24 protein-coding genes are annotated in these 23,729 nt (G+C 64.3%); 12 read left to right on the forward strand and 12 right to left on the reverse strand.

Going from position 1 to position 23,729, the window contains the following annotated elements; genetic code table 11:
* From AC1RJW_RS11825 to AC1RJW_RS11835, 3 genes are all read left to right on the forward strand, one after another.
* Window positions 1–1,156: aminopeptidase P N-terminal domain-containing protein (locus AC1RJW_RS11825; protein ID WP_493045071.1), on the forward strand; the 1,156-nt coding region annotated here is incomplete at its 5' end.
* A 9-nt stretch (window positions 1,157–1,165) separates the two neighbouring features.
* Window positions 1,166–2,308 carry a UbiH/UbiF/VisC/COQ6 family ubiquinone biosynthesis hydroxylase gene (locus AC1RJW_RS11830; RefSeq protein ID WP_493045072.1) on the forward strand — a complete coding sequence of 381 codons (1,143 nt, stop codon included), beginning with the start codon at window positions 1,166–1,168 and terminating at the stop codon, window positions 2,306–2,308.
* Between the two features lie 115 nt (window positions 2,309–2,423).
* The gene (locus AC1RJW_RS11835) at window positions 2,424–3,377 is read left to right on the forward strand and encodes a GGDEF domain-containing protein (RefSeq protein WP_493045073.1); all 954 of its coding nucleotides are present in this window, start codon (window positions 2,424–2,426) and stop codon (window positions 3,375–3,377) included.
* 45 nt (window positions 3,378–3,422) lie between these two features.
* Here the strand turns inward: AC1RJW_RS11835 and AC1RJW_RS11840 are convergent, their stop codons facing one another.
* From AC1RJW_RS11840 to AC1RJW_RS11850, 3 genes are read right to left on the reverse strand one after another with little or no spacing between them, the layout of a single operon-like run.
* The gene (locus AC1RJW_RS11840) at window positions 3,423–4,877 is read right to left on the reverse strand and encodes an NAD(P)(+) transhydrogenase (Re/Si-specific) subunit beta (RefSeq protein WP_493045164.1); all 1,455 of its coding nucleotides are present in this window, start codon (window positions 4,875–4,877) and stop codon (window positions 3,423–3,425) included.
* An 8-nt stretch (window positions 4,878–4,885) separates the two neighbouring features.
* Window positions 4,886–5,200, reverse strand: a complete 315-nt coding sequence (locus AC1RJW_RS11845) for an NAD(P) transhydrogenase subunit alpha part 2 (protein ID WP_034745644.1) — start codon at window positions 5,198–5,200, stop codon at window positions 4,886–4,888.
* Window positions 5,201–5,224: 24 nt separating this feature from the next.
* Window positions 5,225–6,337 (reverse strand): Re/Si-specific NAD(P)(+) transhydrogenase subunit alpha, encoded by a 1,113-nt coding sequence (locus AC1RJW_RS11850; RefSeq protein ID WP_099411321.1) that lies wholly within the window; start codon window positions 6,335–6,337, stop codon window positions 5,225–5,227.
* Window positions 6,338–6,748: 411 nt separating this feature from the next.
* Between AC1RJW_RS11850 and AC1RJW_RS11855 the strand changes: the two genes are divergently transcribed.
* Entirely contained in the window at window positions 6,749–7,228 is a 480-nt protein-coding gene (locus tag AC1RJW_RS11855) for an NUDIX hydrolase (protein ID WP_010401817.1), read from the forward strand.
* A gap of 31 nt (window positions 7,229–7,259) precedes the next feature.
* Window positions 7,260–8,375, forward strand: coding sequence for a tRNA 2-thiouridine(34) synthase MnmA (gene mnmA, locus AC1RJW_RS11860; protein WP_493045074.1), 1,116 nt, complete (start codon window positions 7,260–7,262; stop codon window positions 8,373–8,375).
* 155 nt (window positions 8,376–8,530) lie between these two features.
* On the opposite strand, the gene AC1RJW_RS11865 is transcribed toward mnmA, so the two are convergent.
* The 3 genes from AC1RJW_RS11865 to AC1RJW_RS11875 all read right to left on the reverse strand — a co-directional run bounded on the left by AC1RJW_RS11865 (window position 8,531) and on the right by AC1RJW_RS11875 (window position 10,602).
* Window positions 8,531–8,938 (reverse strand): response regulator, encoded by a 408-nt coding sequence (locus AC1RJW_RS11865; protein ID WP_086144753.1) that lies wholly within the window; start codon window positions 8,936–8,938, stop codon window positions 8,531–8,533.
* Window positions 8,939–9,085: 147 nt separating this feature from the next.
* Entirely contained in the window at window positions 9,086–9,859 is a 774-nt protein-coding gene (locus AC1RJW_RS11870; RefSeq protein WP_086138692.1) for a 5'-3' exonuclease, read from the reverse strand.
* A gap of 71 nt (window positions 9,860–9,930) precedes the next feature.
* Window positions 9,931–10,602 (reverse strand): glutathione S-transferase, encoded by a 672-nt coding sequence (locus AC1RJW_RS11875; protein ID WP_493045075.1) that lies wholly within the window; start codon window positions 10,600–10,602, stop codon window positions 9,931–9,933.
* Window positions 10,603–10,767: 165 nt separating this feature from the next.
* On the opposite strand from AC1RJW_RS11875, the gene AC1RJW_RS11880 reads away from it, so the two are divergent.
* From AC1RJW_RS11880 to nagZ, 4 genes are all read left to right on the forward strand, one after another.
* On the forward strand, window positions 10,768–11,820 hold the full coding sequence (locus AC1RJW_RS11880; protein ID WP_493045076.1) for a YjgN family protein: 1,053 nt from the start codon (window positions 10,768–10,770) through the stop codon (window positions 11,818–11,820).
* Between the two features lies 1 nt (window position 11,821).
* Window positions 11,822–12,835 carry a M48 family metallopeptidase gene (locus AC1RJW_RS11885; protein ID WP_493045077.1) on the forward strand — a complete coding sequence of 338 codons (1,014 nt, stop codon included), beginning with the start codon at window positions 11,822–11,824 and terminating at the stop codon, window positions 12,833–12,835.
* Between the two features lie 105 nt (window positions 12,836–12,940).
* Window positions 12,941–14,551, forward strand: coding sequence for an FMN-binding glutamate synthase family protein (locus AC1RJW_RS11890; RefSeq protein ID WP_493045078.1), 1,611 nt, complete (start codon window positions 12,941–12,943; stop codon window positions 14,549–14,551).
* A gap of 181 nt (window positions 14,552–14,732) precedes the next feature.
* Entirely contained in the window at window positions 14,733–16,274 is a 1,542-nt protein-coding gene (gene nagZ / locus AC1RJW_RS11895; RefSeq protein WP_493045079.1) for a beta-N-acetylhexosaminidase, read from the forward strand.
* A 43-nt stretch (window positions 16,275–16,317) separates the two neighbouring features.
* On the opposite strand, the gene AC1RJW_RS11900 is transcribed toward nagZ, so the two are convergent.
* A complete protein-coding gene (locus AC1RJW_RS11900) occupies window positions 16,318–17,298 on the reverse strand; it encodes an oxidoreductase (protein ID WP_493045166.1) in 981 nt (326 codons plus the stop codon).
* 137 nt (window positions 17,299–17,435) lie between these two features.
* On the opposite strand from AC1RJW_RS11900, the gene AC1RJW_RS11905 reads away from it, so the two are divergent.
* The gene (locus AC1RJW_RS11905; protein ID WP_493045080.1) at window positions 17,436–18,356 is read left to right on the forward strand and encodes an AraC family transcriptional regulator; all 921 of its coding nucleotides are present in this window, start codon (window positions 17,436–17,438) and stop codon (window positions 18,354–18,356) included.
* Window positions 18,357–18,391: 35 nt separating this feature from the next.
* On the opposite strand, the gene AC1RJW_RS11910 is transcribed toward AC1RJW_RS11905, so the two are convergent.
* The 4 genes from AC1RJW_RS11910 to AC1RJW_RS11925 all read right to left on the reverse strand — a co-directional run bounded on the left by AC1RJW_RS11910 (window position 18,392) and on the right by AC1RJW_RS11925 (window position 21,097).
* Complete coding sequence (locus AC1RJW_RS11910) at window positions 18,392–18,553, reverse strand: hypothetical protein (RefSeq protein ID WP_493045081.1); 162 nt, start codon at window positions 18,551–18,553, stop codon at window positions 18,392–18,394.
* Window positions 18,554–18,617: 64 nt separating this feature from the next.
* Window positions 18,618–18,899 (reverse strand): DUF6587 family protein, encoded by a 282-nt coding sequence (locus AC1RJW_RS11915; RefSeq protein ID WP_493045082.1) that lies wholly within the window; start codon window positions 18,897–18,899, stop codon window positions 18,618–18,620.
* Between the two features lie 9 nt (window positions 18,900–18,908).
* Window positions 18,909–20,810 carry a ferrous iron transporter B gene (feoB, locus tag AC1RJW_RS11920; protein ID WP_493045083.1) on the reverse strand — a complete coding sequence of 634 codons (1,902 nt, stop codon included), beginning with the start codon at window positions 20,808–20,810 and terminating at the stop codon, window positions 18,909–18,911.
* Window positions 20,811–20,812: 2 nt separating this feature from the next.
* Window positions 20,813–21,097 (reverse strand): FeoA family protein, encoded by a 285-nt coding sequence (locus AC1RJW_RS11925; RefSeq protein WP_493045084.1) that lies wholly within the window; start codon window positions 21,095–21,097, stop codon window positions 20,813–20,815.
* 405 nt (window positions 21,098–21,502) lie between these two features.
* On the opposite strand from AC1RJW_RS11925, the gene AC1RJW_RS11930 reads away from it, so the two are divergent.
* On the forward strand, window positions 21,503–21,718 hold the full coding sequence (locus AC1RJW_RS11930; protein ID WP_034745611.1) for a (2Fe-2S)-binding protein: 216 nt from the start codon (window positions 21,503–21,505) through the stop codon (window positions 21,716–21,718).
* Between the two features lie 17 nt (window positions 21,719–21,735).
* Entirely contained in the window at window positions 21,736–22,437 is a 702-nt protein-coding gene (locus tag AC1RJW_RS11935) for an energy transducer TonB (protein ID WP_493045086.1), read from the forward strand.
* 280 nt (window positions 22,438–22,717) lie between these two features.
* Here the strand turns inward: AC1RJW_RS11935 and AC1RJW_RS11940 are convergent, their stop codons facing one another.
* Complete coding sequence (locus tag AC1RJW_RS11940; RefSeq protein ID WP_493045087.1) at window positions 22,718–23,398, reverse strand: Fe2+-dependent dioxygenase; 681 nt, start codon at window positions 23,396–23,398, stop codon at window positions 22,718–22,720.
* Window positions 23,399–23,729 lie beyond the last annotated feature (331 nt).

Raw genomic sequence — 23,729 nt, forward strand, 5'->3', positions numbered from 1 at the left:
TGTTTGGGTTTTGGTTCCCCCCCCCCCCCCCGCGCCCGCGCGCGCCATCCTGTTTTGCCGCGCCAAGAATACGGAGCGCGAAATCTGGGACGGTTTCCGCCATGGCCCTGAGGCGGCGCGCGCCAGCTTCGGTTTTGACGCCGCCTTCCCCATCGAGGAACTCGACGTGGAAATGACGCGCCTGCTGGCCGACTCCCCCGCCATCTACTATGCGCTGGGCGGCAGCCTCGATGCGCAGGTCAAGGTCTGGCGGCACAATGTGCGGCAAAAGGCCCGCAGCGGCATCACGGCGCCCGCCATGGCAATTGAGCTCAACGGCATGCTCGACGCCATGCGCCTGCTGAAAGACCCAGAAGAACAGCAGCTGATGCGCCGCGCCGCCGCCATTTCCAGCGCGGCCCACGCACGCGCCATGCGCGCCACGCGGCCCGGCATGCACGAATATGCGCTCGAAGCGGAGCTGCTGTACGAATTTCGCCGCAGCGGCGCCCAGTTCCCCGCCTATTCCTCCATCGTGGCGGGTGGCGGCAACGCCTGTATCCTGCACTACAGCGCCAACAATACGGTATTGAAAGACGGCGAGCTGGTCTTGATCGACGCCGGCTGCGAATTCGATGGCTACGCCTCCGACATCACGCGCACGTATCCTGTCAACGGCCGTTTCAGCGGCCCGCAGCGGGCGCTGTACGAGCTGGTGCTGGCCGCGCAGCAGGCGGCGCTGGACATGGTGCGCCCCGGCTTGCCGCACAGCGCCATCCACGAGGCAGCCGTGCAGGTGCTGGCGCAGGGCATGCTGGACCTGGGCTTGCTGGAGCGGCAAAAAAGCGGCAGCGCGCAGGACGTCATCGCCGACAAGGCCTATATGCCCTTCTACATGCACGGCACCAGCCACTGGCTGGGCATGGACGTGCACGACGTGGGTGCCTACCGCGACACGGACGCGCCCGGCAAGCCATGGCGCGCTTTGGCACCGGGCATGGTGCTGACGGTGGAACCGGGCATCTACGTGCGTCCCGGCGCGGGCGTGCCGGAGCAGTTCTGGCACACGGGCATCCGCATCGAAGACGATGTGCTGGTCACGCCGCAAGGCCATGAAGTCTTCAGCACGGCGCCCAGGAGCGTCGCTGAAATCGAACAACTGATGTCACAGGATTAACCCCGCCGCATGCATACACCGTCCACTTTCGATCTCGCCATCTGCGGCGCCGGCCCCGTCGGCATGGCCCTGGCTGCCCTGCTGGTGCAGCGCGGCAGCCGCGCCGCCGGCATCGCCCTGCTCGACGCCAAATCCATCGAGCAGGCCAGGCGCGACCCGCGCACCATCGCCCTGTCGCACGGCAGCCGCCAGATACTCGAAGAAGCGGGTGCCTGGCCCGTCGAGGCGACGCCTATCCACCAGATCCACGTGTCGCGCCGCGGCCAGTTCGGGCGCAGCCTGATGGACCGCGGCGAGCATGGCGTCGAGGCGCTCGGCTACGTGGCCCGTTACGGCGCCGTCGTCAGCGCGCTGGCCGACGTGTGCGAGCGCCTGGGCGTGGCCAGCCTGCGCCCGGCGCTGGTGACGGGCAGCGCGGAGGATGCCGATGGCGTGTCCGTGCAGATCGACCAGGCGGGCGCCCCGTCGAGCTTGCGCGCCAGCCTGCTGGTGCAGGCCGAGGGCGGCCTGTTCGGCCAGCAGACGGAACGCGCCGTCAGCCGCGATTATGGCCAAAGCGCCATCATTGCCCATGTGCGCACAAGTAGCCCCATCGCCCACCGCGCGTACGAGCGCTTTACCGATGAGGGTCCGCTGGCCCTGCTGCCGCAGGACGACGGCTACGCGCTGGTGTGGTGCGTGCCGCCCACGCGCGCGGAACAATTGCTGGCCCTGGACGACGCTGCCTTCCTGGCCCGCCTGGGCGCCGCCTTCGGCAGCCGCCTGGGACGTTTTACGCACACGACGGCGCGCCTGGCCTATCCGCTGGGCCTGAACGCGCAGGCGAACGGCACGGCGCGCACGGTCGCCATCGGCAACGCGGCGCAAACCCTGCACCCGGTGGCGGGACAAGGCCTGAACCTGGGCTTGCGCGACGCCGCCGTGCTGGCCCGCGTACTGGCGCAGGACAGCAGCCCCGCAGCGCTGGAACGCTACGCCAGCCTGCGCCAGGCCGACCGGGGGCTGACCGTGCGCGTCACCGACACCATGGCGCGCATCTTCACGGGCAGCGCCCCCACGCAAAGCTTGCTGGGCCTGTCGCTGGGCTTGCTGGACGCCTTCCGCCCGGCGCGCAAGAGCCTGGCGGAACTGATGATGTACGGCCGCCGCTGAGCCTTATCAATAAGGAAAGAGCACGGGCGAAAAAGAAACAGGGAACATATCCGGCATGGAGTAAACGGCCTGCGGATGCGACAATGGCTGTCACCTGGTTTTTGGCGACCGTTCCATGACAGATGCATTGCCCGCAGCACCGCCTGCAGCTCTTCCCGAAGTGCTTTTTTCCCGCCTGCTGGAAGACGCCCTCGACGCCGTCATCATCATCGATGAACATTGCCGCATCCGCTATATCAATGGCGCCATGCAGGCGCTGTCGGGCTATGCCAGCGGGGAACTGCTGGGCCAGACCCTGAACGGCCTGCTGCCCGACGCCGTCGGCGCGCAGCACGACAACCATGTGATCAACTACATCCGCAGCTCGCGCACGTCCAGCGTGCTGGGCAAGATACGCGAATTCGCCATCCGCCACCGCGACACGCAGATGATTCCCATCGAAATGAAGGCGCTGGACCTGGGCGTGGTCGACGGCATGCGCTATTTCGGCGCCTTCTTGCTCGACGTGCGCGAACGGCGCGAACTGGCGGCAAAGAATGCCAGCCTGCTGGCGCAGCTGGAACAGCAGGCGCTGCACGATGCGCTGACGTCGCTGCCCAACCGGCGCGCCTATGAAGCGCAAGCCGCGCAGGCGATGGCGCGCGCGGCGCGCAGCGGCGCCGCCCTGACCGTGGGCGTGGCCGATCTCGACCATTTCAAGAAGATCAACGACCGCTATGGCCATGCCGTGGGCGACGCCGTGCTGCGCACGGTGGCGCAGGCGCTGCGCGACACGGGACGCATCACCGACGTGGCGGCGCGCCTCGGCGGCGAGGAGTTCGGCCTGCTGTTCCCCGACGCCAGCCTGCGGCAGGCGCACCAGGTGGCCGAGCGCATCCGCGCAGCCGTGGCGGCGGCGGTCACCGTGCTGCCCGACGGCGGCTCGCTGCAGGTGACCATCAGCATCGGCGTGGCCTCCCTGACGGCCGGCGCCAGCCTGGACGCGGCCATGTCGGAAGCGGACAAGGCCCTGTACGCGGCCAAGCACCAGGGACGCAATAAAGTCGTCGCCGCAGCGGCCGCCCAATAAAAACGGCCCGCGCAAGGCGGGCCGCTCCTTCAGCACCGAGAGACTTTACTCGATGGCCTTGACCATATCCTCGATCACCTTCTTGGCGTCGCCAAACACCATCATCGTGTTCGGCTGGTAGAACAGGTCGTTGTCCAGACCCGCATAGCCGGACGCCATCGAGCGCTTGTTGACGATGATGCTCTTGGCCTTATAGGCTTCGAGGATCGGCATGCCGGCGATCGGCGATTTCGGGTCCTTCGCCGCCGGGTTGACGACGTCGTTCGCGCCCAGCACCAGCACCACGTCCGTCTGGCCGAATTCGCCGTTGATGTCTTCCATCTCGAAGACCTGGTCGTACGGCACCTCGGCTTCGGCCAGCAGCACGTTCATGTGGCCCGGCATGCGCCCCGCCACGGGGTGGATCGCGTACTTGACGGTGATGCCCTTGTGCGTGAGCTTTTCCACCAGCTCCTTCAGCGAGTGCTGCGCGCGCGCCACGGCCAGGCCGTAGCCAGGCACGATGATGACGGTTTCCGCATTGCTCATGATGAAGGCGGCATCGTCGGCCGAACCGGATTTGACCGGGCGCTGTTCCTGCGCGCCGGCCGCGCCGGCCGCCGGCGCATCGCCGCCGAAGCCGCCCAGGATGACGTTGAAGAACGAGCGATTCATGGCCTTGCACATGATGTACGACAGGATCGCGCCGGACGAACCGACCAATGAACCGGCGATGATCAGCATCGAGTTATTCAGCGAAAAGCCGATGCCGGCCGCGGCCCAGCCCGAGTAACTGTTGAGCATCGACACCACCACCGGCATGTCGGCGCCGCCGATGGGGATGATGATCAGCACGCCCAGCGCGAAGGCGATGAGGGCCATGATGACGAACGGCGTCCAGGCCGGTTCGACGCCATCGGCGAAGCAGAACGCCAGGCCCAGGCCCACCATCACCAGCGCCAGCACCAGGTTGAGCATGTGCTGGCCCTTGAAGCTGACGGGCGCGCCCTGGAACAGGCGGAACTTGTATTTGCCCGACAGCTTGCCGAAGGCGATCACGGAACCGGAGAACGTGATGGCGCCGACGAAGGTGCCGATGAACAGTTCGAAGCGGTTACCGATGGGCAGCGCCTCGCCGTGTTTCGCGATATTGAAGGCCCACGGTTCCGACACGGCCGCCACGGCGATGCAGACGGCCGCCAGGCCGATCAGCGAGTGCATGGCCGCCACCAGTTCCGGCATCTTCGTCATTTCCACGGTTTTCGCCAGGTAGGCGCCGATGGCGCCGCCCGTGACGATGCCGATGAGGACGAGGGTCAGGCCCATGCCGCCCGTCTGCTGCTCCTTCAGTTTCAGGATCAGCGCGACGGTGGTGACGGCGGCAATGGCCATGCCGCTCATGCCGAAGGCATTGCCGCGGCGCGCCGTCGATGGCGACGACAGGCCTTTCAGGGCCTGGATGAAGCACACCGAGGCGATCAGGTACATCATCGTCACCAGGTTCATGGTGACGAAGCTCATGGCGTGACTCATTCTTTTGCTCCTTGCTTGGCCTTCGGTTCTTTTTTACGGAACATCTCGAGCATGCGCTGCGTGACGAGGAAGCCGCCAAACACATTGACGGCGGCGAGCGCCACGGCCAGCGTGCCGGCCACTTGCGCCAGCGGGCCATCGGTCAGGCCGGCCGCCAGCATGGCGCCGACGATGATGATGGCGGAAATGGCATTGGTGACGGCCATCAGCGGCGTATGCAGCGCCGGCGTGACGGTCCAGACGACGTGGTAGCCGACATAAATGGCCAGCACGAAGATGATCAGGTTGGTGATGGTGTGACTGATTTCCATGATGTTGTTTTCTCCGGCGCCGCGTTATTTTCTGAGGATGTCATTGCCCGCGCAAACCAGGCTGGCCTTGATGATTTCATCCTCGCGGTCGATCAGCAATTGATCGTCCTTGTCGATGATGAGCTTTAAAAAGTCCAGCACGTTGCGCGCATACAGGGCCGAGGCATCGGCCGCCACCAGGGTCGCCAGGTTCGGCTCGCCGACGATATACACGCCGTGCTTGACGACCGTCTTGCCCAGCTCGGACAGGGGGCAGTTGCCGCCCTGCTCGACGGCCAGGTCGACGATGACAGAACCCGGTTTCATGGCTTTCACCGTCTCTTCGGAAATAAGCACGGGCGCGGCGCGGCCGGGGATCAGGGCCGTGGTGATGATGATGTCGGCCAGTTTCGCCCGTTCGTGCACCAGTTCGGCCTGACGGCGCATCCAGTCGGCCGGCATGGCGCGCGCATAGCCGCCCGAGCCCTTGGCGATTTCCTTTTCTTCATCGGTGAGGAAGGGCACGTCGAGGAACTTGGCGCCCAGCGACTCCACCTGCTCCTTGACGGGCGGGCGCACGTCGGACGCCTCGATGACGGCGCCAAGGCGCTTGGCCGTGGCGATCGCCTGCAAACCTGCCACGCCCACGCCCATGATCAGCACGCGGGCCGCCTTGACGGTGCCGGCCGCCGTCATCAGCATGGGCATGAAGCGCTGGTAGGTATTCGCGGCCACCAGCACGGCCTTGTAGCCGGCGATGTTCGCCTGCGACGACAGCACGTCCATCGACTGCGCGCGCGTGATGCGCGGCACAGCTTCCAGGGCGAAGGCGGACAGGCCGGCCGTGGCCATGGCGGCGATATTGTCCGCGTCAAACGGGTTCAACATGCCGATCAGCACCGTGCCGCTGGCCATCAGGGCCCGCTCACCGGCATCGGGGGCGCGCACCTTGAGCACGATGGCGCAGCCATAGGCTTCCTGGGCGGTACCGATCTGCGCGCCGGCGGCGGCATACGCGTCGTCGGGAATCGAGGCTTGCAGGCCCGCCCCCGACTGCACGACGACTTGATGCTTGGCTGCTAGCTTCTTGACTGTCTCGGGCGTGGCTGCCACCCGGGTTTCACCAGGCCGTGTTTCGGCCGGTATGCCTATCCTCATGATGCCTCCGCTAATTGATAAACTGACTAGAATCTAACACGGAAAGCAGTGCGTTAAACGTTTGTGAAGCAGCAACTTTTAGTCGTACGACACTAATTTCATCCGCATCCATGATTTGTTTCACCATGCGGCGCGGCGCCCATATTGTGGGAAAGGTGTGTCAATCTCACCACAGTCGAGCAAGCGTGCGCGCTTGTTTTGACTACAGGGAAAGCCTATATTAGCGGGCGCTTCCTGCCATCTTGCCAACTAAGCCCCCATGCTAGTGTGCTCCCCGGGAAAGACGTAAGTACCTCCCACCGCTATTTGCTAAAACGTTGTCATTTATCAATATGTCCGCGCAACAAAAGGCCGGCTTCAAACCGCGCGCGCAGAACAAGATAAAATGTCGGCTCTTTCAAGGATGGAATCATGCCGAGAATCTGGAAACCCTCTGTCACCGTGGCCGCCATCGTCGAGCGCGATGGCCTGTTTTTACTGATTGAAGAAGAGACCAGCGAAGGCATCAAGCTCAACCAGCCGGCCGGCCACCTCGACCCGTTCGAGTCGCTGGAGCAGGCGGTGATCCGCGAAACGCTGGAAGAAGCGGCCTACGATTTCATCCCCACGGCACTGGTCGGCATGTACATGTCGCGCTACCAGTCACTGCGCACGGGCGAGGACGTGACCTATCTGCGCTTCACCTTTTGCGGCACGGCCGGCGCCGAGCACGACCGCCCGCTGGACGAAGGCATCATCCGCACCCTGTGGATGACGCGCGACGAGCTGGCGGCGTGCCAGGAGCGCCACCGCAGCCCGCTGGTGCTGCAGTGCGTGGACGAATACCTGGCCGGCCGGCGCGCGCCGCTGGCCTTGCTGCACACGCATGCGTCCGTTTTCAATAGCGCATAGCAATATTATCTAAAGTACACTGGAAAGCAAGATGAGCAAGAAGAAAGTCGTTATCGGCATGTCAGGCGGGGTCGATTCCTCGGTCGCGGCATGGATGCTGAAGGAACAAGGCTATGAAGTCATCGGCCTGTTCATGAAAAACTGGGAAGATGACGACGATTCGGAATACTGCTCCACGCGCCAGGACTGGATCGACGCGGCCAGCGTGGCCGACGTCATCGGCGTCGATATCGAAGCCGTCAATTTCGCCTCCGAATACAAGGACCGCGTGTTCGCCGATTTTCTGCGCGAGTACCAGGCCGGACGCACGCCGAATCCGGACGTGCTGTGCAACGCCGAAATCAAGTTCAAGGCCTTCCTCGACCACGCCATGACCCTGGGCGCCGACCTGATCGCCACCGGCCACTATGCGCGCGTGCGCCAGGCTCCGACCGACGCGGGCCGTTATGAACTGCTCAAAGCCGTCGACGCCAGCAAGGACCAGAGCTACTTCCTGCACCGCCTGAACCAGGCGCAGTTGTCCAAGACCCTGTTTCCGCTCGGTGAAATCCCGAAGACGCAAGTGCGCCAAATCGCCGAAAAACTGGCGCTGCCGAACGCGCAGAAGAAGGATTCGACGGGTATCTGCTTTATTGGCGAGCGCCCGTTCCGCGAATTCTTGAACCGCTACCTGTCGTACAAGCCGGGCCCGATGAAGACGGCCGACGGCAAGACCGTGGGCGAACACGTGGGATTGAGTTTTTATACCCTGGGCCAGCGCAAGGGCATCGGCATCGGCGGCGTGAAGTCGTACCAGAATGCGGACGGCAGCAGCGACGCCTGGTATGTGGCGCGCAAGGATATCGCCAACAACACCCTGTGGGTGGTGCAGGGCCACGACCACCCGTGGCTGCTGTCCCCATCGTTGACGGCCGATCAGGCCAGCTGGGTCGCCGGCACGGCGCCGCAGGCGGGCGCCTTGAGCGCCAAGACGCGCTACCGCCAGGCCGACGTGGCTTGCCAGCTGCTGCCGGATGGAAATGAACACTTCGGCCTGGCCTTCGACCAGGCGCAATGGGCCGTCACGCCGGGCCAGTCGGCCGTGCTGTACGACGGCGACGTGTGCCTCGGCGGCGGCATCATCGCCAGCGCGACGGGCCTGGCCTAAAGTTAGCTTGGTTAAGTAGATTTTTACCAATCCAACTTAATAACAACACCTGAGAAAATCGTAGCGAGCGGCAGTGAGTTGTGGCCGAGAAGCGCAACTGTACTTTAGTACAGTGAGCATCGCCGGCCGCAAATCGCGACGCGCAGTAGATTTTATCAGGTGTCTTTCGCAGCGGCAGCAAGCGCCTGCTGCTGCTTGCGCACCATCGCGATCACCGTATTGCGCACGGTTTTCAGGACCGTGTCGGCCATGAACGGTTTCACGATGAAGCCCGACACGCCCATCGCGTGGGCCGCCTGCAGCGAGGCGGCATCGATGCCGCCCGAGACCATGAAGATGAGCGTCTTCGGATACTGGGCGCGGATGGTTTGCACCACATTCGTCCCGTCTTCCACCTGCTCGCGCGCGATGCAGACGAAATGCGGATGGTGCTTGACCAGCAGCGCCAGTCCCAGCGCGCTCGTATGCGTCTGCCCGCAGACATCGTAGCCGCCATCGGTCAGGACCGTGTTCAGCAGGCCGCGCGCCACGGCGCTGCTATCGATCAGGACTGTCTTTAACATCATGATTACTTCCCTTGCTTGATTTTCTATTGCGAGTTCCACTCAGAGAGCGCCCATCAAAATGCTCAGGGCTAGGCGCGTTGCCGAAGGCAGTACGAATGTACGACGAGGCAAGGCAACAACGCCATGAGCTTTTTTTTGGGCGCTCTACTTTTCCCACGCCAGCTTGTTCCAGGTGACGCCCAACGTCACGTCCGTCTTGAGTTCGACCAACTTTCTTGAAAGATACAGTATTTCCCGCTCTTTTCGCAGGCTTTCACCGAGCGCGCCGGGCAAAATGCCCGCGCCGGCCATCACGGCGTCGATATTGCCGTAAGCGCGCAACAGTTTCGCGCCCGTCTTCAGGCCGATCTTCGACACGCCGGGAATGCTGTCGGTGACGTCGCCCATCAGCGCCAGCAGGTCGGGCAGCAATTCCGGCGGCACGCCGAACTTCTTCTCGACCCAGGCGTGGTCGTGCCAGATGCCCTTGAAATGGTCCCATACCAGCGCGCCGTGGGCGATCAGGCCATGCAAATCCTTGTCGGTGGTGGCGATGACGGCCGCGCCGCGCCCCTCGTGCAGCCAGCGCATGACGGCCGTGCCGATCACGTCGTCGGCCTCGACCTCGGGGATGCTGACCACGTGCATGCCGAAGCTGGCCAGGGTGGCGTAAAAGCCGGGCAAGGCGTCGCGCAGCACCTGCGGCATGGGCTGGCGCCCCTCGCGGTAGCCGGCATACAGGGCGTGGCGCCACGTCGGGCCGCCAAAGTCGAAGGCCGGCAGGATGTGCGTCGGCTCGTGGTCGTTGATGAGGGTGCGAAACGACGACAGCGCATGGCGCAGCGCGATCTCCGCCTTCAGGTCGGAATCGGGTTCAGGACTGGCTTCGTAGACGCGGCGTACGATATTCAAGCCGTCGATAGCGAGGAGTCTGGCCATGCGGTAAGTGGATACTGGTTGAATCGATCATTTTACCGTATGGTTCCCCGCACATCGGCCTTGAATACCCCTCATTTGGCGAAATCGTAGGGCCCGCCCCGTTCCAGGGCGCGCTGGTAGGCCGGCCGCGCGTGGATGCGCTGCAGGAAGGCCGTCAGCTTCGGCAGGCGCTCGTCGAGCCCGCCGCGCATGGCGGCCGCTTCCAGCGGAAAGCTCATCTGGATGTCGGCCGCCGAGAATTCATTGCCAGCAAACCATTTGCTTTTCTCCAGTTCCGCTTCCATATAGGCCAGCTGGCTGTTGATATTGGGCATAATGAAGCTGCTCTTGACCTTGCTGGCGATGCCGCGCGCGACCGGCTTGACGAAAAACGGCATCGGCGACGATTCGACCTTGTCGAACACCAGCTTCATCAGCAGCGGCGGCATGGCCGAGCCTTCCGCGAAATGCAGCCAGTAGGTCCAGCGCAGCTTCTCGGGCGTGCCCGCCGCCGGTATCAGACGGCCATTGCCGTAGCGCTCGACCAGGTACTCGATGATGGCGCCCGATTCGGCGATGGTGTTGGCGCCGTCCGTGATCACGGGCGACTTGCCCAGCGGATGCACGGCCTTCAGCGAAGCGGGCGCCAGCATGGTTTTCGGGTCGCGCTGGTAGCGCTTGACCTCGTAGTCGAGGCCCAGTTCCTCGAGCAGCCAGAGCACGCGCTGCGAGCGCGAATTGTTCAGATGGTGGACGACGATCATGGCGATTTCCGTTGGCAATGGTTGAGTCCCAGTATAGCCGGGACGGGAAAATCGCGGCGGCAGGGGCCATACACCAAAAAAATTGCGAAAAACAGTATTTTCAATTGATAACTTATCAGTATTCCCTTATCTTGTTTTGTTTCCAATAAGTAAGGAAACTCCCCCGTGGATTTCGACACCAACAACACTACGCCCCAGCGCGAAGCCATTACCTTCAGCGCCACCGGCAGCGAATACTTCCGTATCTGGATCGTCAACCTGCTGCTGAGCATTGTCACCCTGGGCATTTATTCCGCCTGGGCCAAGGTGCGCCGCAACCGCTATTTCTATTCCAGCACCCACCTGGCTGGCAGCAGCTTCGAATACCACGGCAATGCCGTCGCCATCCTGAAGGGCCGCATCGCGGCCGTGGTATTGATCGGCGGCTACAACATTGCCTTCCAGATCTCGCCCATCGTCGGCCTGATCATGCTCGTGCTGATGATGGCCGTGCTGCCATGGCTGGTCTGGAAAAGCCTGCAATTCAAGCTGTACAACACCAGCTACCGCGGCATCCGCTTCGGCTTTGACGGCAGCGCCAGGGAAGCCTACAAATACTTCCTGTGGCTGCCGATCCTGAACACCTTCACGGCTGGCCTGATGACGCCATTCCTGCACCAGCGCCTGAAGCGCTTCCAGCACACGCAGAGCCGCTTCGGCAGCAGCAATTTCAGCTTCGACGCCACGGTGGGCAGCTTCTACAAGACCTATTTGCTGTTCTTCGCCCTGCTGCTGGCCGGTTTCCTGGTCCTGATCTTTGTCGTCTTTGCCAGCGTCTTCGCCGCCTTTGCCACCAACGCCAACGATGTCACCAAGGCCGGCAGCATCTTCGGCGCCGTGGCCGCCCTGTATGCGTGGGCCTTTATCGTGCTGCCGCTGTTCCTGACCATGATCCAGAACCTGATCTGGAACCATACGCGCCTGCAGCAGCACCAGTTCCAGTCGCAGCTGACCTGGGGCCGCACCACCTTCGTCATGCTGACCAACCTGCTCGGTATCGTCGTCACCCTGGGCCTGTTTTCGCCATTCGCCCAGGTGCGCTGGCTGAAGTACCGCCTGGAAGCGACGTCGATGCTGGTGCACGGCAGCCTGGACGCCTTCGTCGCCGCCACCGGCGAGCAAGTCTCTGCCACGGGCGAAGGCATGGTCGATCTGCTGGACTTCGACCTGTCGCTGTAGCATGACGCTCGATCACCACGCGCCGGGCGCGGCCCCCGTGCCCGCGCGCTATTTCGACGGCCAGACCTCGCGCCTGTACCACGTCACGCTCAGCGTGCGCGATGGCATGGCCGTGCTGGCCGGCGACATCGAGCGCAGCTGCCCGCTGGGCGAGCTGCACGTGTCCGAACGCAGCAGCCACGCCGTGCGCAAAGTCAGTTTTCCCGACGGCGCCTACCTGGAGATCGCCGACCAGGCGGCCTTCAACGACGTGCTGCATGAAACGGGCCACCGCGACGGCTGGGTGGTGCGGCTGCAGCAAAGCTGGCGCGGCGCCCTGCTGGCCACGGTCGCCACCGTGCTGGCCCTGTGGCTCAGCTATCAGTACCTGCTGCCCGTGGTGGCGAAGGGCGTCGCGTATGCGATTCCCCAGTCCGTCGAGCGCCAGCTGGGCCAGGGCGTGCTCGATTTCCTCGACGGTCACGTGTTTGAAGCAAGCAAGCTCGATGGCGCGCGCCAGCAAGCCTTGCGCGCCCGTTTCGCGCGCCTGGCCACGCCCGGCGACAGCGCGCCCGCGCACCGCATCGTTTTTCGCAAGAGCAAGATCGGCCCGAACGCGTTCGCCCTGCCGTCCGGCGACATCGTGCTGACCGATGAAATGGTGGCACTGATGCCGGACGACGACGCCATCATGGGCGTGCTGGCGCATGAACTGGGGCATCTGCAGCAGCGCCACCTGACGCGCCGCCTGATCCAGACCTCGGCCGTGGGCGCCGGCGCGGCGTTGCTGTTCGGCGATGTCTCGACCGTGGTGGCGACCTTGCCGCCGCTGCTGCTGGACTTGAAGTATTCGCGCGATGTCGAGCGCGAGGCGGACGACTACGCGATCGCCATGCTGCGTCAGAACGGCATCGCGCTGGAACACCTGGCGCAGGTGTTTGTCGCCCTGGGCAAGCTGGACGAAGGCACGCCCTACCTGTCGAGCCATCCGGCCAGCGCCGAACGCGTCGAGCGCATCCGCGCCGCACAGCGCTAAACACTCCACGCGGCGTCCACCGGGCGCCGCGTTCTTTCCCACCAGCACGTTCCGCGAATCGAAGGTAGACTCATCAGTTATCAGTCTGACTTCCCCGGAGTGCCCATGCACCTAGTACCATTTCGCTACCTGACCTTCATTGCGACGGCAGCCATCTTTGTCCTGTCCCTGTTTTACTATGACCATTACTGGCTGCCTGTGGTGGCCGGTGCGCTGACCCTGGTCGGCATCAGCGACCTGCTGCAAACGAAGCGCGCCCTGCGCCGCAACTACCCCATCCTCGCGCATTTCCGCTTCTTTTTTGAGAGTATCCGCCCCGAAATCCGCCAGTATTTCCTGGAAAGCGACAGCGAGGCGACGCCGTTTTCGCGCAGCCAGCGCAGCATCGTCTACCAGCGCGCCAAGGAGCAGACGGACAAGCGCCCGTTCGGCACCCAGCTCGACGTGTATGAAGCGGGCTACGAATGGATCAACCATTCCATCGCCCCCGCCAAGGTCACGGGCCACGACTTCCGCATCGAGATCGGCAACCATCCGGACTGCCCGCGCGCCAAGCCGTATTCGGCCAGCGTCTTCAATATCTCGGCGATGAGCTTTGGCGCCCTGTCCGCCAACGCCATCCTGGCCCTGAACGGCGGCGCGCGCAGCGGCGGCTTCATGCACGACACGGGCGAAGGCAGCATCAGCCCCTACCACCGCGAAAACGGCGGCGACCTGGTGTGGGAAATCGGCTCCGGCTACTTCGGCTGCCGCAACCAGGACGGCACGTTTTCCGAAGAGCGCTTCATCGCCAACGCCAGCTCGGAGCAGGTCAAGATGATCGAGCTGAAAATGTCGCAGGGCGCCAAGCCGGGCCACGGCGGCGTGCTGCCCGGCCCGAAAGTGACCATCGAGATCGCCACCACGCGCGGCGTGATGGTGGGCGAGGATTGCGTCTCGCCGGCCGCGCACAGCGCCTTTTCCACGCCACTGGAAATGCTGCACTTTATCGACCGCCTGCGCAATCTCTCCGGAGGCAAGCCGACGGGCTTCAAGCTGGCCATCGGCCACCCGTGGGAATTTTTCGCCATCGTGAAAGCCATGCTGGAAACGGGCATCACGCCCGACTTCATCGTCGTCGACGGCAGCGAAGGGGGCACGGGCGCGGCGCCCCTGGAATTCACGGACCATGTGGGCACGCCGCTGCAGGAAGCGCTGGTGCTCGTGCATAACACGCTGGTGGGCGCCAACCTGCGCGCGAAGATCAAGATCGGCTGCTCGGGCAAGATCATCACGGCCTTCGACATCGCCCGCTTGCTGGCGCTGGGCGCTGACTGGTGCAATTCGGCGCGCGGCTTCATGTTCGCGCTGGGCTGCATCCAGTCGCAAAGCTGCCACACGGACCGCTGCCCTACGGGCGTGGCCACGCAAGACCCGCAGCGCCAGCGCGCGCTGGTGGTATCCGACAAAATCGCCCGCGTGGCGCACTTCCACCAGAACACCATGAAGGCGCTGGCCGAACTGATCGCCGCCGCCGGCCTGGCGCATCCGCAGGAACTGTGCCCGCACCATCTGGTGCGGCGCATCTCACCGAACCAGGTGAAACTGGCGTCGGCCCTGCTGCCCTTCCTGGAAGCGGGCCAGCTGCTTGACCCGAGCCAGTTGCCGCAGCTGCCGCCCGTGTTCGGCCTGTACTGGCCCAAGGCGCAATCGGCGTCGTTCCAGCGCCTCGATTGATGCGGTGTTTGCGCAAGTGGAGCAATACCACTTAATAACCACTTGCGCAAAAACCCAAATCCAATACAATACCAAAACAAGTACAAAACCAAGGCAGCTTTTCCGGTGACCGCCACGATGCGCCACCACGGTGCCAGAATACGTATGCCGTCGTCACAATCAATACCGGAGGAGTTGCAGCATGGAGCAGGGTTTGCGCGAAAAAGTAGGACAGTTGTTCATGGTGGGCTTCGACGCCTTGCAGGCGGACGAACATATCAAGACCTTGATACGCAACAAGAAAGTGGGCGGCGTGATCCTGTTCCGCCGCAACGTACACACGCCCGCGCAAGTGTCGGCCCTGTGCCGCGAACTGCAGGAGATCAACGCGGAAGTGTCCGACATCCCGCTCTTGATTTCCATCGACCAGGAAGGCGGCATGGTGATGCGCATCGAGCAGGGCGTCACGCCGATTCCCGCGGCGATGGCCTTCCAGGCGGCCGGCTCCATCGAAGATTGCGAGCGCATGAACCAGATCAGCGGCGATGAAATGCGCCAGGTGGGCATCAATATGCTGCTCGCCCCCGTGCTGGACGTAAACAACAACCGCAACAACCCCGTCATCGGCGTGCGCGCGTATGGCGAAGATGCCGCCACCGTCATCGACTACGGCATGGCGGCCATGCGCGGCCAGCGCGCCAGCGGCGTGGCCGTCACCGCCAAGCACTTCCCCGGCCACGGCGACACGGCCATCGACACGCACTACGCCATGGCGCTGGTCCCGCACGACAAGGAACGCCTGCGCGCCGTGGAACTGGCGCCCTTCCGCGCGGCCATCGCCGGCGGCGTGGACGCCATCATGACGGCGCACGTGGTCTTCCCCGCCTTCGAGGCCGACACCAGCGTGCCCGCCACCCTGTCGAAGGGCGTGCTGACGGACCTGCTGCGCGGTGAAATGCAATACAAGGGCGTCGTCATCACCGATTGCCTGGAAATGGCGGCGATCGCCGACGGCATGGGCATCGCCCAGGGCGCCATCGCCACCCTGCAGGCGGGCGCCGATATCGTCCTCATCTCGCACCGCGAAGCGCAGCAGACGGCGGCCATCGAGGCCGTCCTCGCCGCCGTGGAACGCGGCGACATTGCGATCTCCCGCATCGACGCGGCTTGTGCGCGCGTGGCGGAACTCAAGCGCAACCGCGCCGTGCGCGACTGGCGCACACGTCCCGTCGCCCCGCCGGCGCTGATGCAGCCGGCCGCCATGGCCCTGTCGCAACTGCTGCAAAAAGCGGCCCTGCGCGTGCAGGGCGACTACCGCCCGCTCGACGCCAGCCTGCCCGTGACCCTGCTGACGGTGGAAGTGCGCTCGCGCAGCGAAATCGACGAAGTGGCGCTGGGCCGCAACAAGGAAGCGCGCAGCTCGATGCTGCCGGCCCTGCTCGAAGCGGGTCTGGACGTGCGCGAATATGCCTTGTCGGCCGAAGCGCTGGACGACGAGGTCAACGAAGCCATCGCCTTTGCGCAAGGCGCGCGGCAGATCGTGCTGCAGACGTATAACGCCATGTTCGTCGACGGCCAGCGCCGTCTGGTCGAAGCCCTGCCGCACGATAAACTGTGGCTGGTGGCGGGCCGCCTGCCCTACGACCTGGACCTGGCGCCCAATGCGCAGGGCCGCCTGGCCGCCTTCGGCTGCCGCCCGGCCGCGCTGGCGCCGGTCGTCGACAAGCTGGCGGGCAAGGCGTAAAGCCACGCCGCCCTCGCACATGCCGGGCATCGCCCGGCATTTTTTATGCCGCGTCGCCATCGAAGCGCACGCCCGTCATCTGCTCGCTGAACGCCCATAGCCGGCGTGCCTGCGCGGGATCGGCCGCCCAGCGCCGCACGCCCGGCCCCGTGCTGTCGTCCGGCACCAGGGCGGCGATGTCGCAATCCTCGCAATACACGCCGCCCATACCTTCGAGCTGCGCGCTGGTGGCGCACCAGACGGCGGTGGCGGCGCCCTGCGCCACACTCTTGAAACCCGATTGCGGCGGCGGATTCACCTGGCCCTCGTCATCAAGCGCCCCGACCCGGCGCAAGTCATCGAGGTCCAGATGACGCACCAGCGGCGTCAGGATGGCGCCCGGATGCAGCGAGAAGGCGCGCACGCCGTGCGCCGCACCGCGCCGCTCCAGTTCCACGGCAAACAAGGCATTCGCGCTTTTTGACTGCGCATACGCGCGCCATTTATCGTACGGCTGGCGCAGGAAATGCGGGTCATCCAGGTCGACGGCGGCCTGCCGGTGCCCCAGCGACGACACGCACACCACGCGCGCGCCACGCGCCTGCCGCAGGGCGGGCCACAGGCGTGCCGTCAGCTGGAAATGCCCCAGGTGATTCGTCGCGAACTGCCCCTCGTAGCCGCGCGCATCGCGCCGCAAGGGCGTGGCCATGATGCCGGCGCCGTTGACCAGCACGTGCAGGGCGCGGCCGGTGGCAAGAAAGGCGGCGGCAAAGGCATCGATCGATTGCGGATCGAGCAGGTCGAGCGCGGCGACCTCCACGCCGGCCGTGCCATCCAGGGCCGCTTGCGCCTGATGCGGGTCGCGCGCCGGCACCAACACAAGGGCGCCGGCGCCGGCCAGCACGCGCACCGTTTCCAGCCCCAGGCCCGACGCGCCGCCCGTGACGATGGCCTGCATGCCGGACAGGTCGCGCCCGGCCAGCGCCTCGGTGGCGGTCGTGGCGGCATCAAAACCGCAGCGCAGGGGAGTTTGTTTGTTGTCGATGCTGTCCATGGGATCGGCCTTTGCAAGTGGCGCCAGTCAGAATGGCTGGCGAGATGGATATGTTGCGCGCAAAGAACTGGACTGTGAATGGCGTAAAATCTTCAATACTATCGCTATCGTCCAGAATTGCCCCCATCATGGATTTGCTCTCCGATGTACTTTCGCTGTTTGATACCCGCAGTTCCTACTTTGCCGGCCTGAAGGCGGGCGGCGAGTGGGCCATCGACTTTCCGCCGCCGGACGGCATCAAGTTCAACACCGTGATCGAAGGCGGCTGCTGGCTGACGGTCGCGGGCATCGACGCTCCCGTGCGCCTGCAGACGGGCGACTGCTTCCTGCTGGCGCCGGGACGCGCGTTCACCCTGGGCAGCACACCCGGCTTGCCGGCCGCGCCGGCGCTGGACGTGTACCGGCACGCGCAGCACGGCGTGGCCCGCCACGGCGCGCCGCAGCACGATTTTTTTCTCATCGGCGGACGCTTCAGCTTTGGCGACGAAGCGGCCATCCTGCTCGACTGCCTGCCGCCGCTGCTGCACGTGCGCGGCGACACGGACCAGGCCAGCGTGCTGCACTGGGCCTTGCAACGCCTGGCGCAGGAACTGCAGGCGACGGCGCCTGGCGCGGCGCTGATGACGCGCCACTTGGGCCACATGATGCTGCTGCAGATGCTGCGCCAGTATCTGGCAGCGCAGGCCTCGCACCCGGCAGGCTGGCTGTTCGCGCTGGCCGATCCCCGGCTGCGCGCGGCCATCGAGGCCATGCATGCGCAACCGGCCCACCGCTGGACCTTGGCGCAACTGGCCGCCGTCGCGGGCCAGTCGCGCTCCGCCTTTGCCGTGCATTTCAAGAACAGGGTCGGCGTGACCCCGCTCGACTACCTGCTGCGCTGGCGCATGCGCCTGGCCACGCGGCGCCTGAAGGACAGCGGCGCGTCCATCGCCGCGATCGCGCAGGCGCTGGGCTACGATTCGGACAGCGCCTTCAGCCACGCCTTCAAGCGCGTCATGGCCTGCTCGCCGCGCCAGTACCGGCTGCGCCACGCGGGCGCGCGGGCGTAAAAAAACCCGCGCTGGCGGGTTTTAACAATACAGGATCAGCGCGCCGCGACGGGAGGCAGGGCCGCCACCGCCAGCAAGGCAAAGGGCCCGAGGAACAGGCCGATGCCGAACCAGAGTCCCCCGTGGCGGCCACGCCGGCTGGCCAGCAGCCAGGTGGCGATCGCAAACAAAAACATGAAGATCAACAGTATCGCCATTGCCACTCCTTGCCATGCGGAAAGCCCAGTGTAGCTCAGGGACGGGCGCGTAGCCAGACGTACATCAATCCTGGCGCTGCACCTGCATCAGGATCACGCGCTTGCTGCTGCCGTCGGCCGGCGGCGTGTTTGACGGCGGCGGCGGACTGTCGCAGGAGCCGCAGGAACCGCAGCCGCTGCCGCAGCCAGGCGCCACCTTGAAGAAGGTCGACATCTTCGCCTCATCGAGGCCGCAGCGCACCAGGCCGCGCACGATGGCGCGGCGCACGCCGGCTGGCAGGTACTTGGTCGAAAAATGCAGCAGCGCAGCTGCGACGATCAGGGCGACGATGAGGGTTTGCCACATGGTTTTCTCCTAAGCGCCCAGCAACAGGGCGACGCGGTACGTGATGAACGAGGCGGCATACGCGAGGGCGAACATGTAGCCCGCCATCAGCAGCGGATAGCGCCAGCCGCCCGTTTCGCGTTTCACCACGGAGAGGGTCGACAGGCACTGCGGCGCGAACACGTACCAGGCCAGCAGCGACAACGCAGTCGCCATCGACCACGAATGGGCGATCAGCGGCTCCAGGGTGGAAGCCAGCGCGTCGCCCGTTTGCGACAGCGCATACACGGTGCCCAGGGCGCCGACGGCCACTTCGCGCGCCGCCATGCCAGGTACCAGCGCGATGCAGATCTGCCAATTAAAACCGATGGGCGCGAAGATCACTTCCAGGCCGCGGCCCAGGATGCCCGCCAGGCTGTAGTAGATGGGCGGATGGATCGCGTTGTCCGGCGCGCCAGGGAAGGTGCTGAGGAACCACAGGATGATCATCAGGCTCAGGATGATGGTACCGACGCGCGTGAGGAAGATCTTCGCGCGCTCCCACAGGCTGACGGCCAGGTTGCGCAGATGCGGCCAGTGGTAGGCCGGCAGTTCCAGCAGCAGCGGCTGGTTGCCGCGCACGCCCATGCTGCGCTTCATGACCCAAGCCACGGCCATGGCCGAGATGATGCCGGCGAAGTACAGCACGAACAGCACCAGGCCTTGCAGGCTCAGGTAGTCCCACACCTGGCGCTCGGGGATGAAGGCGGCGATGATCAGCGCATACACGGGCAGGCGCGCCGAACACGTCATCAGCGGCGCGATCATGATGGTAACGAGGCGGTCGCGCGGATTCTGGATGGTGCGCGCCGCCATCACGCCGGGAATGGCGCAGGCAAAGCTCGACAGCAGCGGAATGAAGGCGCGGCCCGACAGGCCCACGCCGCCCATCAGGCGGTCCAGCAGGAAGGCCGCGCGCGGCAGGTAGCCGCAGTCTTCCAGGCTCAAAATAAAGAAGAACAGGATCAGGATTTGCGGCAGGAACACCAGCACGCTGCCGACGCCGCCGATGATGCCTTCCACCAGCAGGCTTTTCAGGTGGCCATCGGGCATGTTCGCCGTCAGCAGGGCGCCCAGGTGGCCCACGCCATCGGTGATCATTTCCATCGGCGTGGCGGCCCAGGCAAACACGGCCTGGAAGATCAGGAACATCAGCACGGCCAGGATGATGGGGCCGAAGACGGGATGCAGCACCACGTCGTCGATCTTTTCCGTCAGGTTGCCGCTGTCGCGCGTGTCGTTGCTGACGGCGGCCAGGATGCGGCGCACTTCGCGCTGCGTCTCTTCGACGCTGACGGCGTCGATGGCAGCCAGCGGTTTTGCTTCCACCACCGGCAGCGGCAGCATGGCATCGATGGCGCCCAACAATGCCTTTTCGCCGTCATGCTGCACCGCGACGGTTTCCACCACGGGCATGCCCAGTTCCTGCGACAGCCTGGCCGTGTCGATGAGCATGCCGCGCTTGCGCGCCACGTCCGTCATGTTCAGGGCCAGCAGCATGGGCAGGCCCAGGCGCTTGACTTCCAGCACCAGGCGCAAATTCAGGCGCAGATTGGTGGCGTCGACCACGCAGATGATGGCGTCCGGGCGCGGGTCACCCTTGCGCAAGCCGCCCACCACGTCGCGCGTGATGGCTTCATCAGGCGTGGTGGCCGACAGGCTGTAGGCGCCCGGCAGATCGAGCAGGCGCACGGGTTTGCCGGCGGGTGACGTGAAATGGCCTTCCTTGCGCTCAATGGTCACGCCGGCGTAGTTCGCCACTTTCTGGCGCGCGCCCGTCAAACGGTTGAACAGGGCCGTCTTGCCGCAGTTCGGATTGCCCAGCAAGGCGATTTGTGGCTGGTGCGGCGGCTTGTGCGCGCCCGCTTCCACGATAGTTTCTACGGCACCCATATTTATTCCGGTTGAAGCAGCGGTTGAATCGTGATCAGCGCCGCTTCGAAGCGGCGCAGTGCGAACGTGGCATTGCCGACCTTGATGGCCAGCGGATCGCCGCCGGGAATGCCGCGCTTGAGCATGCGGATACGTTCGCCGGGAACGAATCCCAGCTCCATCAACCGGCGGACGAGGTCGACGCCATCTTCCGTCTGTCCTGCCGTGTGGGGCGTGATATGCAACACCGTGCCGCTCTGGCCGACTGCCAGCGCATCGAGCGTCATCAGGGGTGGAACTAGAGTCATGAGCAAATTCCGTTCAAATTAAGAACACCGGGGACAGACTGCTGCGCGTGGCGCATGCCCTGATGTTGTGAGGTAAAACGCAACTGTTGCGCATTACCGACAAGCGGCCTTTCAAGGTGTCCAGACGGCGACCGTCCGAGACAATACCAGCATTATAAACATGAATGCGAATTGTTTTTATTTAGCCCGGAGAGCCGCCCCTGTCAAGGGCTGCGCCATGCGCGCAAAGCGCATGGCAAGCTGCCGGGCCAGCCCGCCAACTGCCGCACACTTGATCAAAATCGCTTGCATTGTCCCGTACTTTGCGCGACAATGAAACGTAATGATAATGATTCTCATTAAAACACTAGCAACAATGCTTCACAGCACTAGTGTCTGTTCATCCTCCAGCCAGAAGGTGTATCAATGATTGTATGTGTCTGCAACAACATATCTGATCGTGAAATCCGTCAAGCCGTCGATCTTGGCCTGTCCAGCATGGCCGAACTGCGCCGCGACCTGGGCGTGGCCACCTGCTGCGGCAAATGCCACACTTGCGCGCGGGAAGTGCTGAACGATCACCTGAACGCCACCGTGGCGCTGCAAGAAACCGTATTGATGCGAGCTGTACTGACAAACTAAAGAAAGCGATGAACGCCATGACGATGATGCCCCCGCCCGTAACGGTGCAGGCCGTGCAGCAATTTGCCGACTTCGACAAGAAGCGCAGCAAGTTCGCGCCGCTGATGGCCATCGTCGTCCTGCATATCGCCGGCTTCTACGCCATCCAGAGCGGCCTGCTGAGCCGCGTCGTCACGGCGGCCATGCCGACCATCACCACCATCAGCATCATCGCCCCGCCGGCGCCGCCCAAGCCGCCGGCGCCGTCCGTACCGAAAACCGTGGAACTGAGCGCGCCCGTGCCGCGCGCCGTGATCCCGCCGCTGCCGCTGATCGCCGTGGCGCCCACCGAACCGACGATCACGCCGCCGCAGCCGACGCGCGCCGAAGCGGCCCCTGTCGCCACCGCCGCCCCAACGGCGCCAGCGGCACCGTCGCCAACGCCGCCGGCGCCAGCGACGCCGCGCACCGTCAGCAGCGTCGAATACATCAAGGCGCCGCAGCTGATCTACCCGAATCTGTCGCGCCGCTTGGGCGAAAGCGGCACCGTGGTGTTGCGCATCCTGATCAATGAAAAGGGCTTGCCCGAGCAAATCCTGATCCAGAAGTCGACCGGCTACACGAATCTCGATGAAGCGGGCCGCCAGGCCGCCCAGCGCGCGCTGTTCAAGCCCATGATCGAAAACGGCAAGCCCGTCCCCGTGTACGTGCTTGTCCCCCTGACCTTCCAGTTGAGCTAGCCTTCCTGCGGCCCTTGGGCCGCTGCCAGCCCGCAAGCACCGCACCAAGTGCCCTGCTTGCTTTCTTGCGCCCTGTTTTTAGTCAAGCGATTTGCTTGTTTCAGTCTGCCAGCCTACATCCCCGGGCCAGGCAGACTTTTTTTTGGGGTCAGACCCTTTGGGCCTGACCCCAGCCGTTCAGGTCTAGGGTTAGAGCATGCAAAAAACCGTATTCTCTTCTTAACCCTAAAAAAACTGGGGTCGAACGGGGACGCCTAGTCCCGCAGGGTCCGCCCCCTTTTTACATCTCCGCCCACATCCGCAGCAAATTATGATAATGCCCCGTCAAGCCTACGGTCGCCGGTGAATCGCCGTGTTCTGCGCGCACGTTCTGGATGTTTTGATCGAGCTCAAACAGCATGCTGCGCTTCCAATCCTCGCGCACCATGCTTTGCGTCCACAGGAAGGAACAGATGCGCTCGCCGCTGGTGACGGGCAGCACCTGGTGCACGCTGCTCGACGGATACACGATCACATCGCCGGCCGGCAGTTTCACTTCGTGCGTGCCATAGGAGTCGACCACCACCAGCTCGCCGCCCTCGTACTCGTCCGGCTCGCTCAGGAACACGGTCGACGAGACGTCGGCGCGCATCGACTGCATGCCGTTTTTCGGCGTGCGGATGGCGCCATCGATGTGCAAGCCATAGTGCTCGCCGCCCGCATAGCTGTTGAAGAAGGGCGGCAGGATACGCAGCGGCAGCACGGCGGCAAAGAACAGCGGATTGGCCATCAGCGCGCGGCTGACGATCTCGCCCAGCTCCAGCGCCAGCGGCGAACCTTCGGCCAGCTGGCGGTTGCGCTTGACTTGCGCGCCTTGCGCCCCGACGCTGGCGCGCCCGTCGATCCAGTCCGTCTGCGCCAGGCGCTGGCGAAACTGCGTCACTTGTTCCGGCGTCAGCACGCCGGGTATATGCAGCATCATCTTGCTATCCTTTTTTCAGTAAATATCGCTGCCTGATTATCGCATCGCCGGCAGCGGCCAAGAAGACACAAAAGCAAGAATGGCCCAACATTTCCCGCCTGTTCAGCGCGGCCAGGCAGGCGTGCCGGCGACCAAAAAATAGCGCCAGGAACGCGAATGAGAATGGCCTTCATTTTCCTTAACAAATAAAAAACGGAAAAATCTGGCAATCCATTTGAGAATGGGTTTTATTCGCACGATATTTACGTTAAAAAGACGGAAAAATGCCGTTTACCGCCCGAAACCGCCCATATTTTGCGCTATCATGCGGGCATAGCGAAACCGGCAACCT

The organism is Janthinobacterium sp. GW822-FHT07A03 (assembly GCF_058798815.1).

Bases quoted from the DNA above. Each gene is read 5' to 3' on its own strand.
- AC1RJW_RS11845 (WP_034745644.1), bottom strand. From the start codon at position 5,200: ATGGAAATCAGTCACACCATCACCAACCTGATCATCTTCGTGCTGGCC.
- AC1RJW_RS11915 (WP_493045082.1), bottom strand. From the start codon at position 18,899: ATGTGGCAAACCCTCATCGTCGCCCTGATCGTCGCAGCTGCGCTGCTG.
- AC1RJW_RS11940 (WP_493045087.1), bottom strand. From the start codon at position 23,398: ATGATGCTGCATATACCCGGCGTGCTGACGCCGGAACAAGTGACGCAG.
- AC1RJW_RS11840 (WP_493045164.1), bottom strand. From the start codon at position 4,877: ATGAGCTTCGTCACCATGAACCTGGTGACGATGATGTACCTGATCGCC.
- AC1RJW_RS11850 (WP_099411321.1), bottom strand. From the start codon at position 6,337: ATGAGGATAGGCATACCGGCCGAAACACGGCCTGGTGAAACCCGGGTG.
- AC1RJW_RS11855 (WP_010401817.1), top strand. From the start codon at position 6,749: ATGCCGAGAATCTGGAAACCCTCTGTCACCGTGGCCGCCATCGTCGAG.
- AC1RJW_RS11890 (WP_493045078.1), top strand. From the start codon at position 12,941: ATGCACCTAGTACCATTTCGCTACCTGACCTTCATTGCGACGGCAGCC.
- AC1RJW_RS11885 (WP_493045077.1), top strand. From the start codon at position 11,822: ATGACGCTCGATCACCACGCGCCGGGCGCGGCCCCCGTGCCCGCGCGC.
- AC1RJW_RS11865 (WP_086144753.1), bottom strand. From the start codon at position 8,938: ATGTTAAAGACAGTCCTGATCGATAGCAGCGCCGTGGCGCGCGGCCTG.
- AC1RJW_RS11925 (WP_493045084.1), bottom strand. From the start codon at position 21,097: ATGACTCTAGTTCCACCCCTGATGACGCTCGATGCGCTGGCAGTCGGC.
- AC1RJW_RS11910 (WP_493045081.1), bottom strand. From the start codon at position 18,553: ATGGCGATACTGTTGATCTTCATGTTTTTGTTTGCGATCGCCACCTGG.
- AC1RJW_RS11930 (WP_034745611.1), top strand. From the start codon at position 21,503: ATGATTGTATGTGTCTGCAACAACATATCTGATCGTGAAATCCGTCAA.
- nagZ (WP_493045079.1), top strand. From the start codon at position 14,733: ATGGAGCAGGGTTTGCGCGAAAAAGTAGGACAGTTGTTCATGGTGGGC.
- mnmA (WP_493045074.1), top strand. From the start codon at position 7,260: ATGAGCAAGAAGAAAGTCGTTATCGGCATGTCAGGCGGGGTCGATTCC.
- AC1RJW_RS11905 (WP_493045080.1), top strand. From the start codon at position 17,436: ATGGATTTGCTCTCCGATGTACTTTCGCTGTTTGATACCCGCAGTTCC.
- AC1RJW_RS11870 (WP_086138692.1), bottom strand. From the start codon at position 9,859: ATGGCCAGACTCCTCGCTATCGACGGCTTGAATATCGTACGCCGCGTC.
- AC1RJW_RS11935 (WP_493045086.1), top strand. From the start codon at position 21,736: ATGACGATGATGCCCCCGCCCGTAACGGTGCAGGCCGTGCAGCAATTT.
- feoB (WP_493045083.1), bottom strand. From the start codon at position 20,810: ATGGGTGCCGTAGAAACTATCGTGGAAGCGGGCGCGCACAAGCCGCCG.
- AC1RJW_RS11835 (WP_493045073.1), top strand. From the start codon at position 2,424: ATGACAGATGCATTGCCCGCAGCACCGCCTGCAGCTCTTCCCGAAGTG.
- AC1RJW_RS11875 (WP_493045075.1), bottom strand. From the start codon at position 10,602: ATGATCGTCGTCCACCATCTGAACAATTCGCGCTCGCAGCGCGTGCTC.
- AC1RJW_RS11830 (WP_493045072.1), top strand. From the start codon at position 1,166: ATGCATACACCGTCCACTTTCGATCTCGCCATCTGCGGCGCCGGCCCC.